The organism is Aurantibacter crassamenti, assembly GCF_016811105.1.
Lineage (GTDB): Bacteria > Bacteroidota > Bacteroidia > Flavobacteriales > Flavobacteriaceae > Aurantibacter_A > Aurantibacter_A crassamenti.
Genome location: NZ_JAFBGM010000001.1, coordinates 50128 through 63133, shown reverse-complemented (window position 1 = coordinate 63133; position 13006 = coordinate 50128). Strand labels below are relative to the sequence as shown.

Sequence of the window (13006 nt, the reverse complement as noted above, 5' to 3'; positions counted from 1 at the left end):
GCGATGAAAAAATCCAACATTTTATTAGTTGATGACGATGAGATTTATCTTTTTTTAATGGAAAAAACCATTAAAAGTTTAACTCAAGATTTAGTAGTGAATTCTTTTACTGATGGGGAGCAAGCGGTGGAATTTATTACGGCGTGTACTGAAAAACAAATAGACCTACCACAGGTAATTTTTTTAGACATAAACATGCCCTTTTTAGACGGATGGGGTTTTCTTTCTGAATTTAAAAAGCTTAAATCTAAAATTGAAAATCATATAAATATTTATATGGTAAGCTCTTCAATGATGGATAAGGACAAGAAAAGAGCGGCTGATTTTGAAGATTTGACGGGTTATGTTATTAAACCAATTCATGAAGATAAATTAGCAGAAATTTTCACTGAAATCTATCATGAGAATTGGTGAAAAATCTAATGAAATACTTTTGTATAATGATTTTCTTTTATTCAGTTAAGATTTAAATAAGTGTTTAAAAAGTAGTAGCTAGCAAATCGTATTTTGTTTGCTTTTTTTTGTAGTATGTGTAAAAAATAAAACTGTTCTTATGTATTTGTTTGTTCAAACAAATACATAAGAACAATTATGTAAGATATTCAGCCATTAATTGTAATTGCGTAAAACTTCATTTACTTGTCTTGGAAAAGTAAAAATCTAAAGTCTTCATATGAGGCACATTGTACTTGCCAATATTTTCAACAGATGAATTTTTTATATCACTTTTCTCTTCTACAACTACAAGAACTTAATTATCCTTTGTTGTAGTGAGACTTACATTATAGATTTTACCTGCCATCATATCTGGTAATAATAATCGTCCTTTTTCTTCTTCCAAGTAAAAGTCGGCTGCAGTTATTAATCCTTCTATTAATATGGTTATTTCTTGAGTTTTTGCATCAATTTTCCAGACTTTACCTTCCGCCCAACTACTTACGTAATAATTGCCTTTACTATCTTGTTCAACTGCATCTGCGCCTCTAAATAGACCTTTTAATGGTGTTAATTCTCCATCGCGTTTCACCAAGAAATTTCCAAGGAAAAAAGCGCCTACCATGATATCGCCATTGTTGTCAACGCCAACACCATTGGGGTTCAGCATTAATGGCGATGTGTCTTGAACTATTGTTGCTTTACCTTCTAAACTAACATGATAAATACGCCCTGATTGTGGTACTAACTTTGCTTGTTCACTATCTAGTGGCCATAACTTATTATTTTCATCACGCATATACTTAGTGTCACCCATATCTACAACATAAATTCCTTTGCCATCAGCATCTACTGCAACATCATTTAAGTACAATACTTCTGCAGGAAATTTTTCTTTATCAATGAAAATACTTGCGTTTCCATCTTTATCAACTTTCCAAACACGAGTGACATCTGAAAAGTAAAGATGATTATCTAAAAAGACAATTCCTTTTGGATCATCAAAACCCTTTGCAAATACTTTTACCCCATTTTTAGAAATCTCAACTATGTGTGCATCTCCTTTTTCTGCACCATTCATTACTGTGACATAATAGTTGTCATTAAATCCTTTGGTAATACTTTCTGGTTTTACCCCTACGTCTACCGGAAATTTAATTTCAGATTGTGCTGTGCACGCTGAAGAAATAAATAGCATAGCGATCGCAATGCCAATTATCATGTGCCTTGGGCGATTAATTAATTTAGTTACTACGTTTTTCATTTTTCTATTTTTTTAAGTTCTTCTAAATCAAATATTTCGATTGTAACTCCACTAAAATACAATATTCTTTAAATATGTTTTTTTACTACAATATAAACCTCTTAATATAATAGATATTTTATTCTTGATATAGTATGTTCACATTATCAAAAAGCACATTTTGTCCTTCAATAATTTCCATGTTTTGGTCTTTAGTTCTGATGGTTGAATTGCGAATCACAAAATCTTTGACATCGCGCATTAAAATTAATTCGCCACTCGTTACATCCATATTTTCCATAACAACATTTGTTAGTGGTATTTCAGGAATACATTTAGCAACTATGAATTTTTCAAGAGTATTGATTTTTACATCTCTAAAAAATATATTTCGATAAACAGGTGTGAGCTCGTTTATTGGTAATTTGGGTAGTCGGTCTGCCAGTTTACCCACGTAGGTTCTACTACCTAAAAGATCCCATTCTAATGCGTTTCTACGAATGTTCATTTCAACTCTTTCGTAAAAAATGTTCTCAACACCGCCACCACGTGGGCGTCTTGTTTTAAAACGAAAACCGCGATCTGTACCATCAAAAATGCAATCGTGTAGATAAATGTTACGAATCCACCCTGCGGTTTCACTTCCTGTGGTTATTGCACCGTGACCTGCTTCTGACAAACAGTAGCGAACAACAATGTTTTCTGTAGGTCTGTCTACTCGGATACCATCTTTATCACGCCCAGATTTCATTGTAAAACAATCATCACCATTATTTAGTGTTGCATATTCTATCAATACATTACGTGATGATTCTATGTCTATACCATCTCCAGTAGGTATTCCAACAGAGTTTACTGTGATGCCTCGGATAATTACACCATCACAGTAAATAGGTGTCACATTCCACGTAACGCTGCGTTCTATCGTAATACCTTCAATTAATACATTCTTGCATTCAACCAAACAAATTGATTTTGGTTTGTAAAAGAAACGCCCTTTGTGACCATCATGTATTCTGTCTTTTACTGGAGAATTTTGATCGATTGCATTTTCAACAACCCCTGGCGCATTTTTGGCAGTTCGAACAGGAGCGTTTAATTCTGGTCCAACAATTTTACCTTTCCCTGTCAGCGCAATATTTTCAGCCTTATGTGCATAAATGAAACCACCGCTAGACATTACTTCAATACCTTCTACACGGGTAAAAACTGCAGGTAAAAAATCTTCTATTTCACCACCTACGTGCAGTTCGGCACCTTCTTGAAGATGTAAATTCACATTACTTTTAAGATGAATTCGTGATGTTTTCCAGATTCCTGCCGGAACAATTACAGTTCCTCCACCGCGTTTACTGACTTTGTCTATTGCATTCTGAATGTGCTTTGTTGCCTTTTTTTTGGGACTGGCGCCCATGCTTGTTATGTTAATAGTGTATGCCGAGAATTTAGGTTTTTGTAGCTGTGGCATATCAAATGGAGCAATAATTGGTGCAATCTCTTCTGGCATCGCTTTTGCCCCAACTTGACTTTTGTTCAAAAAAGGTTTGCTTGAACGTGGTGTTTGAAACTGGCCCCTAACGGTTTGTGATAGAATTAATAGTATGACAATTAGACTTGATTTTTTCATGCGAATACATTTTGGGTTTGCATTAGGTGTTTGCTAATTAAAGCACTGTGTAATGCTTCATTTTGATAAAAATAACAATCTATTCCATTTTTCTATCTTTATAATTTCGATTATTTATTTTTACTTGCTAATTTCTTCTATTTTAGTATGCTAATGTAGACTGAATTGAAATATTTGAAAGTCAATTGTGACTTTTACTGCAGGTAACTTTTAATGTTTAAGACGTGTAAAATGAAAATTAAACTTTTTGTAATTGGTATATTCTTAGCTGCTACAATGCAAGCGCAAAGTGTAAAACTGAGTGAAGTTGAATGGAAAGGCGTGGGCTGTTACAAGATAGAAATGCCTATGGGCACTGTTTATTTTGAAAAGGATAATGGAGTGTCAGGTTTTAAGAGTTTTATTGACTCTGAAGGAAATGATTGGATAGCGTCTTATTTGCCACCAGGGCCTAATGGTGATTTTCGTGGATTTCCGAACAGCGTGGGTAATTTTGGTCATGCAGGTCGTGATAGTAAATCTACGACCACAATTGTAGATGGGAAAACTGAGGGGGAGTTGGTGATTTTAGAATCTAGCAATGGCACTTTTACATTTCAGTATTACTTTTTTGCAGACCGTGTTGCTATCAAGGTACTTAAGTCAGAAGGCGATTATAACTTTCTTCTTGAATGTGTGCCTGGAGGAACTGCTGACGCCGAAGATTATTTTGTAACTCCGGATGGTAAAAAACATATTCCAACTGTAGCAGGGGAGTTTAATGATTTTACACCTGAAATGATTTATATAGGTGATCCAAAATCTAAGGATATTCTCTTTTTTGCAAAATCACCCAATGATGACGCACCAAATGAAAACCACCGTCAATTTCGTCCAGGTAATATTCATAATATGGATTTGTATGGTTTTGGACGAACAGGTGCGGATCAAAAATATCAGGTATTTGGGATGAGCGGAAATGAGCATATTTGTATTATCGGTTTTACATCTGCCAAACGAAAACATAATGAAATTACGGCACTTGTTGAAGGTTTTCTTGCAGATCCATTTACATCAGGTGTGGGAATGGTTAAACTATGGAGTACAGATATTCTTAATCATGATGCTGCGTGGTACGCGTCTCAAGAAGCACGTTCAATTGCTGATAATGTTATTAAATATCAATCGTATCAAGGTGGGTGGCCAAAAAGTACAGACTTAGCTCGGGCTCCCTTAACTGCTGGGGATTATCCTGCTGATGGTGACGGACGAATTAATAGTTTGGATAATAATGCGACTACCTTACCGATGGAGTTTCTTGCACGCGTAGCAGCAGCCACCGATACATTTGATTATCGAGCTTCTTTTTTACGTGGTCTAGATTATTTGTTTGCTGCCCAATATTCCAATGGTGGTTGGCCTCAATTTTGGCCCCTAAGAGGTGATGCTTATTATTCAAGAATAACCTATAATGATGAAGCAATGATTCGGGTCATGAAGCTACTTAAAGGTGTAGCGGACGGTGAACCCCATTATGCTTTTGTTGATGACAAGCGTCGTGAAAAAGCCAAAGCAGCTGTTGATCTTGGTATTGATTGTATACTTAATACACAGGTGATACAAAAAGGTAAACGTACGGCGTGGTGTGCGCAGCATGATGAAAATACGTTAGAACCTGCTTGGGCACGAGCGTATGAACCACCTTCACTTTCTGGTGGAGAAACAGTTGATATTATTAGATTTCTTATGTCCATTGAAAATCCATCGGATGAAATTAAAGAAGCAATAAAAGGGGGTGTTTCATGGTTGCGGAAAGTAGCAATAAAAGGGGTTCGACTTGATAAAGTTAAAAATCCTGATGGGCGCACTGATCGTAAATTAGTTCCTGATAAAAAAGCACCATTACTTTGGGCACGCTTTTACGAACTTGAAACAAACCGACCACTATATCTTGATCGAGATTCTGTTTTTCGATATGATTTTTCGGAAATTGGATATGAACGTCGTAGTGGTTATGGTTATAATGGGTATTGGGCAGCTGATTTGTTAGATAGTGAATACCCGAATTGGTTAAAAAGTCAAAAAAAAAGTAAAAAATCGTCTACTAAATCGTCATCTAAAGAAAGCAATGATAAAACTAATGTAGATGAAGATATGTCTGCGAATGCTATGGTTCCATTAATTATTGAAGCAGAAAAGGGGGTGTTTACAGGTCATATAGATCGTCATAGTTGTTGGCATAATATTATGCTTAGTGATGCTCCACATTCAACACATTCTGGCCGAGGTATAGTAGATACAAAAAATGAAATAGGTAGTTATATTGAAGTGGATTATGATGCAAAATGGACTGGTCCGCATCGTATCACAGTTCGATATACGCATATTAAAAAAGACCTCAGGCCGGGTGCATTATGGGTAAATGGTGCTTCAGTAGCAACTCTTGCTATGCCGCAAACTGAAGCTTTAGCGGGTTGGAAAACTGATGTTGTTCTTGTACAACTTAAAGCTGGTAAAAATGTAATTCGATTGAGTGCTATTAATGATGGTGGCTTGCCTAATATGGATTATATAAAAGTTGCTGAGGTTCGAGATGTTGCACAGGGTATGGCGGCAAATATAGAAGTATTAGAAGCTGAAGATGGAAGGTTTACAGGAAAGGAAGACCATCATAGTTGTTGGAATTTTATTGCACAAATTGATGCGAATCACAGTGGCTTCACTGGGGAGGGTTATGTGGATACAAAAAACGAAAAAGGAAGTTATATTGAAGTGGCATTTGATTCTCCAAAAGCAGGTCCGCACAATTTAGGAATTAGATATGTACACGGAAAAAAAGATGTACGTTCGGCACAACTTGTAGTTAATGGCGTCGTAGCTAATTCTTCTATAGACGATTTTGTTTCTACAAAAGCATGGACCCAATGGACAACTATAAACATGCCAATAGAGCTAAAATCTGGACCAAATACAATTCGTTTAAATGCACTCGGGGACGAAGGATTGACCAATATAGATCACTTTGTAATTACACAAAAAGAATAGTTTTAGTTTTCTTTTTTAGCGGACTGAAAAGGATTTTCTAGTTTAGATTCAATGAACTTTGATATTTTTTCATGTTCAGTTTTTTCGTAAAATCCGAAAACTGAAATGGCTTCTGTACCTGTATAAGCTCTTTTGTCTTCATCTCTTCCGAAACTAAAGATAACCATATTATCACCTTGCCGCCAACCTTCATCACCAGCAGTTTCTGGTCCAACATTTTTAACTGCTGCATAAAAAACTTGAGTATCTTTTGGGTCACTATCCGCTAAATAAAAGAATGGGGAGGGAAATTTATTGCCAAATTCTGGTTCTAAGTAACCCAATCCTCCTGCTTTTACCTCTCTGTGTATACCATCTTTTAATACGTAGTAGTCTTTTTCTACTGATGCTTCTTGTTCACCACCAATGGGACCTTCAAATAAAAACGCATATTTGTCATCTGCTTTTAAAACTTTGATAGCAGCATGGGTAGGGTAGAAGTGATATTCTAATTCATAGGTGTCATTTGAAGTTCTCATAATTAAATGGTCACCTTCTAATTTGTCTGTAAATGTTATTGGAGTGCCTTCTTCATTAACCCAGTGAGAGGTTGAATTACTCTCTCGCTGTGGATGATTAAAGTTACCCTCTCCAAAATTGGGCCAGCCGCGATATTCGTGTTTACCTCCTTTGCTCGATGATTTATTATAGCCCTTGTCTGCATCATTGCCAATCCAGTCATTTCCTGCTTGGTCAAAGGCACTATTGAATCCTGATTTACCGTTGGTTTCTCCATTTTCAAAATACCATGTGCCACCAGCAGCAGCTATCTTCCAGCAACTATTATCAAAATGCTGAACTTTGGTGACAACTACATTTTCGGGATATGGAGAATAACCTATGCCAGCTGCGGGTTCAGTAATCCCTTGTGTTGAGAGATTAAGTGATTGCCATGCTTTAGTCATTGAATCAACAAATGCTTTAGCATCGCCATTAAACTGAATTACACAAATATCACCAACTTCAAAATTACCCATGCTAGCAGCATCATATTTTGATATATAATAACCAACACCGGCTGTGTGATGTATGTTAGCATCTGATTGCCAACCTTCATCGGTTGCCTTTTCTATGAAAAAAGACTTGTCTTCTCGAACACCGTGTAAATCTTTAATTGGCATTTTAGATTTATCCATGGTACCCCAGGTAACTGTAAGTTCTAATGTGGGAATAACAGATTGATACCATGCACCGTGGTAATCTACAGTTAGGTTTGGGTATTCAGTATGTATGTACTCTTTTAGCCAGTACATATATTCATCTTCATTTTTTGTTGGGTTTTTGGTAAGGGCACTTACCATTTGGTTTACGAATCTTTTTGATTTTCCGCTAAACTGAATTATAGTTAATGGTCTTACTTTAAAACTACCCATTGTAGCAGATTTGTATTTCGAAATATAGTAACCTATGCCTGGGTAGTACTTTACATTTGGTAGTTCCGTCCAAGCTTCTTTACTTTTTTTACCAATAAAAATTGATTCATTTTCAGTAAGTCCTTCAACATCTTTTAAAACTGTTTGTGTTGATGTAACTTTTCCCCAACTGATGGTAAGCTTTTGATCAGGAATGTGAACTTGAAGCCAATCATTATGATGATCAAAAGTTGCGTTTTGATATGTATCGGGAATATGTTTTTTTAACCAATGAGAAAATGCTGTATTGTTTTCAGGTAATGCTTCTTGCGCATTAAGCGTTTGAAAACTTAAAGTAATAATGACTAATGTTGTGAATAGGAATGATTTCATAGTTGTATCAATAAATATCGTTTTTGCGCATAAACGCAAATAAATACAATGATAACGAAAATAAACGAAAATACGAACTCCTAGATTTACTATACTTGTAAATGTTATAGCAACATCATTTTATTTTAATTGGTTTTTCAAAATCAGTAGTCATGTCATATGGAAGTTGCCATATATCACCATTGAAGGCTCCAAAATAGAGTTTTGATTTACTAAAATCATGAGAATGACCATCAGCCCAGAAAAATGAAAATGGAGCTTTATAATCAACTGGCTTACGAACATAAGAATGACTAAACGTACTACCCTCTGTTAGTGTTTTTGTTTTATTCCATGTAAGACCTTTGTCTTTCGATTGCCATAGTGCAATTTCACCACCAACGCCCCATTCTTGTGCTCCTATTTCTGTAGGTCCAACAATATTCCATTCATCTTCTGAAACGTAAAGGCTTCCCATGTCATAATTGTGGTCTGATGTTGTAACAACTGATGTGTGCCATTTTTGTCCATCCCATTTTGTTACACACCACTCATAGGGTGCACTTTTAGGACCAGGTTCGTGACCATTGCTTCTAATATATAAACAAACTGGGTTTCCCTTAGCATCAAAGCTCATGTCTTTCATGTATACATTTTTGCCTTGCGATGCATAGTCAATAATTCTTGCAGGGTTGTCTTGTTTGTTAATTGGTAACTGTAATTTATTGTTATCGATGTTTGTCCAAGTATTACCAAAGTCACTTGATTGCACATAATACAGGTCTGTCCGCTTGTCTACATTTCCGTTAGGATGCCTGTTAAAAAAGGTTGCTACAACTTTATTATTATAGGTGTTACTTACTTGATAGTGTCCTGATTTTTCACCTTCATTTTCGGGTATTGCGGCAAGCATTTTGTCAGCTGTCCAGTTCACACCATCGGTGCTTGTTTCAAAATACAATTGACGAACACCAGTATATTTAGTAAAGAAATGAAAAAAACCATATTCAGTATTCCACGGTTGTGGATAGGTCATTTCCTCTTCCGTTACCTGTGAGAATTCATCAATTGAATATGGAGCTTTGCTTTTGTATTTAAAACCTAAACGTCTTTTACCTCTGCCGCTTACAAAAACCCAAATATAACCTTCGTCGTCTATCAAAATTGAAGGGTTGTCATGTGGATCATCAACGCCTAGTTTATCATAAACAATAGTAGGTTTTGATACCATACCTGTTTTATGATTAAACTCACCTATCATACACAATAGGTATTTTTTGTCTTCTAAAGTTGTTCCACCATACACAAAGAATGTTTTATCAACTTCTTTTGCATAGATTGCTAATGGGGTGTGTTTAGCGGTATAGGTTGCAAGCGCACCAGAATACTTGTCGCCATGTTCATATTTTTGATTTAACTCAAACCACAGCCCTTTATAACCGTCAATTTTTTTATTTGAAGATTTTTGGCAATATATATTACCTGTAACAAACAGAATGAAAATTAGTAGTATAAGTTTTATATTTTGATTTGTACTGATGTTCATATATTATTTGTTTTAAAATCTTATGTTGAATTCTTTGGGTGTTGTTTGCAAATGAAATAGCGTTATTGTTTTACTTCTAAATCGGTCCTTTTAATGTTTTTTCCGCCAATAAATATGTTTTCAATTGTATTATAAGCATTAATATTTTGTAACGGATTTTTTTCAAGAAGTAACATGTTTGCTTTTTTTCCTTTTGTTAATGAACCGATACTCGCGTCTAAATGAAACATTTTGGCATTATTAATAGTTGCTGATGAAAGAATTTTATCTAATGGTACACCAGCTTCTTCCATTAATCTTAGTTCCCAAAATCCATTAATTCCTGGTTGATTACCATATGTTGGTGCAGACGGCGTATCTGTGCCAAATAAAAGTAACCCATTGTTATATGAAAGATATTTTAAAGCAAGCATGGCATGTGCTTGAATATTTCCATAAATTTCGTGTACTTCAGCGGCACTATATTCACCAAAAAGCTCTTTTGCAAACCATTGACCTTCTTCAGTTTTATACCAATCAAGTAACTTTTGAGGCACAACTTTTTTTAATTCATGTTGTTTAAAAAAATCATCATCAGCTAAGGCTTCTTCGCCTGCAATAACTGTTAAAGTGGGCATGTAGCCAATTTGTTTTTGAATTTGTAAATCTAAGGTTTGCTTAATTTCTAAAGGCAACGAATCTGTTGGTACATCTTTATACTTTTCCCAATTCCATAAGCCATGTGCTAAAACATCAACGCCTACATCAGATAAAAAAGAGTGTGATTCAAGCGAATTGCCATGAACAATTAATACTAGACCATTTGAACGTGTTTCTTCTTGTAAATTGGACATAATGCCTTTTGTAGGTACTGGTAATTTTGGCATTCCTCTAAAACCTGATTCGAAATATGACTTAACTGCAATTGCACCAGATTTTTTTATGCGTTCAACAACTGCTTTTGGTGTGTGATTTGAAGGTTCAAATTTATCTGGTGTATTAGCTGCTTCACTTTCTAAGTATATGAAATTTGGCGCTGCTTCAAATCGAAATTCTTCAGGCGCGAAATTCATTGGGTAACCATTTGCAACTGGTGCACCTGAATTACCAGTATGAAACAAATCGGGTTTGGCTGGTTGTGAATTAAATGAGGCTATTTGTTCTTCTGATATTCCACCAAGATTAATAAGTGTAGTAAAACCATAGTACAAATAGCTTCGAGGCATTTGACTATTAAATTCTTTGGTGAGTTCCGGGTATTTTTCCATATGATGCGGAAGCATTCCTTGTACCTCTGTAATATGAACGTGACTATCAATTAAACCGGGGATTATAAACTTACCTGTACCATCAATCTTTTCATAGTTTCCTTTAATATGAGGTTCGTTTTTACTCACTAAAACAATTGAGTCGTTATCAACAATAATATGGCCTATGTACGGATTATAATTTCCATCTTCCGTAGTAATAATTGTAACGTTAGAAATGTGGAGACCCTGCGAAAGATTTAATTGTTCTCGTTCAGTTTTACAGGAAAAAACGCTAAGTAAAATGACCCCTAAAAGAATTTGTTTCATGAAAATATCTTTAGTTCAATTGTTCAGGTTTTGGAAAACGTCGCATACGAGAATACCTTTTATAGCTGTCAAAAACTGCTGTGTCCGGACCAACAATACGCGGGTCGTTTGTGTTTTTTAATTCACGTACTAACTGCTTATTTAAATCTGTTTCAATTGTATCAAATTCGGGTTTTCCTGCTAGGTTCTTTAAACAAGAGGGGTCTTCTAAAACATTGTAAAGTTCATATTCTGGTCGTTTGCTAACCGCCCATTCAAAATAGGTTTGTGTAGTTTCATTATCAAAATTTTCGATGAGGTACGTCTTGGTTGGGCAATCATCAATATCTGTATATGCACCATCAGCAATAAATCTTTTATTTTTATCTAAACCGTGTATTGGCAGTAATTGTGTTGAATCATTTGGGTCAAATTTTTGTGGAGCACCTGCGGGCCATCTGTCTGATTCTATATTCCAAATAAAGAGGTAATCTCCTTTTCTGATTGCTCTTTGAGGATAGCCCCAATTTAAATGCCTTGATGAAGAATGGCGTTCTCTTCCAGAAAAAACAGCATTTTCGATTGCATCGACTTTTTTAGCTTTTAAGATATCTAGCATGCTGTTTCCCGTAATTGGTAGCATTCCTTGAGGTGATGTATTAGTGATTTCTAGAATTGTTGGAGCTATGTCAATAAAACTAATAGGGTTTTTGATGGTTTTATTTTGCGGGAATTCTTTAGGATAACGAATAGCGAGCGGAACATGAACACCATATTCATAACTGTTTGCTTTTGCCCTAGGAAAAGGCATTCCGTTATCAGCTGTAACAATAACAATTGTGTTTTCTAATTCTCCAATTTTTTCTAAATATTCTAACATTCTTTGAAGATGAAAATCAAACCATTCAATCTCAACTGCGTAGTCTAAAAGATCTCCGCGAATTTCCTCGTTATCTGGAAGAAATTCAGGTACATCTACATCTGCCAACTTTTTAGACATTTTTTTCCAAGAACCTTTTTCGTAGGTGCGGTGTGGTTCTTTACCACCATACCAGAAAAAAAATGGCTTATCCGCTGTACTATTTTCTACGAAATATTTAAAGTTTTCAAAATAGTTGGTTTTACTTATTCCTTTTGCAAAACGTTCATCGTCATCTTCATTATATAGTATAGTACTATGCTCAATTCCGGCAGCATTAGTTTTTCGCCAAAGTGAATCTTCTGCATTTTCAGCGTACTGAAAAGGGCCTATTCCTTTGCCTGTTCTTCCAATTGAATAACCATTATTTTGAATTAAATCAGTGAACGGAACAAACTTTTTTAACCATGCAGAAGCGTGTTGACCAGACTGTTCATTTTGCCAATGATGTCGACCCGTAATTATTGAACTTCTTGAAGGTGCACACCCTGGGGAACCTGCGTAACAATTTGAAAAATAAACACCTTCACGTGCCACTCTATCAAAAGCAGGGGTGTTCACAAAATTTGAACCTTCAAAACTTGTATGAAAAAATGATTGATCATCACTTATAGCAAAAAGAATGTTTGGTCTCTTTTGTTCTTGCATATTTTTTTGACAACTTACCACAGTTACTATAATTGCTAAAAAAAACAGGGTGCTAAATTTCATTGTGGTATTTTCATATTCTTTAGACAAAATAAGGACTAATCATACTTTTATAAAGAGTAGGTTTTTAATATGTACTAATTTAGTTATTACAAATTGATTATTCTTTGCTTAGAATTCTGAAATAGATAACTGTCTGTAATAATACAAAAATACCGTTGCGTTTTCATTTTACTTTGTTAAATTCAATACGATATTATCAAGCC

Annotated in this window: 8 protein-coding genes; 2 read left to right on the top strand and 6 right to left on the bottom strand. The window is 35.2% G+C overall.

The window, feature by feature from the left end; genetic code table 11:
* Nucleotides 1-3 precede the first annotated feature (3 nt).
* On the top strand, nt 4-414 hold the full coding sequence (locus tag JQC67_RS00220) for a response regulator (protein WP_203250859.1): 411 nt from the start codon (nt 4-6) through the stop codon (nt 412-414).
* Between the two features lie 337 nt (nt 415-751).
* On the opposite strand, the gene JQC67_RS00215 is transcribed toward JQC67_RS00220, so the two are convergent.
* On the bottom strand, nt 752-1699 hold the full coding sequence (locus JQC67_RS00215) for an SMP-30/gluconolactonase/LRE family protein (RefSeq protein ID WP_203250858.1): 948 nt from the start codon (nt 1697-1699) through the stop codon (nt 752-754).
* Between the two features lie 118 nt (nt 1700-1817).
* Nucleotides 1818-3305 (bottom strand): glycoside hydrolase family 28 protein, encoded by a 1488-nt coding sequence (locus JQC67_RS00210; RefSeq protein ID WP_203250857.1) that lies wholly within the window; start codon nt 3303-3305, stop codon nt 1818-1820.
* Nucleotides 3306-3536: 231 nt separating this feature from the next.
* Between JQC67_RS00210 and pelA the strand changes: the two genes are divergently transcribed.
* Nucleotides 3537-6329, top strand: coding sequence for a pectate lyase (gene pelA / locus JQC67_RS00205; protein ID WP_203250856.1), 2793 nt, complete (start codon nt 3537-3539; stop codon nt 6327-6329).
* A gap of 2 nt (nt 6330-6331) precedes the next feature.
* On the opposite strand, the gene JQC67_RS00200 is transcribed toward pelA, so the two are convergent.
* The 4 genes from JQC67_RS00200 to JQC67_RS00185 form a co-directional block, all read right to left on the bottom strand.
* The gene (locus JQC67_RS00200; RefSeq protein WP_203250855.1) at nt 6332-8113 is read right to left on the bottom strand and encodes a hypothetical protein; all 1782 of its coding nucleotides are present in this window, start codon (nt 8111-8113) and stop codon (nt 6332-6334) included.
* 115 nt (nt 8114-8228) lie between these two features.
* Nucleotides 8229-9638, bottom strand: a complete 1410-nt coding sequence (locus JQC67_RS00195; protein ID WP_203250854.1) for a BNR-4 repeat-containing protein — start codon at nt 9636-9638, stop codon at nt 8229-8231.
* A 62-nt stretch (nt 9639-9700) separates the two neighbouring features.
* Nucleotides 9701-11194 (bottom strand): amidohydrolase family protein, encoded by a 1494-nt coding sequence (locus JQC67_RS00190; RefSeq protein ID WP_203250853.1) that lies wholly within the window; start codon nt 11192-11194, stop codon nt 9701-9703.
* Nucleotides 11195-11204: 10 nt separating this feature from the next.
* Nucleotides 11205-12740, bottom strand: a complete 1536-nt coding sequence (locus tag JQC67_RS00185) for a sulfatase family protein (protein ID WP_203250852.1) — start codon at nt 12738-12740, stop codon at nt 11205-11207.
* Nucleotides 12741-13006: the final 266 nt, after the last annotated feature.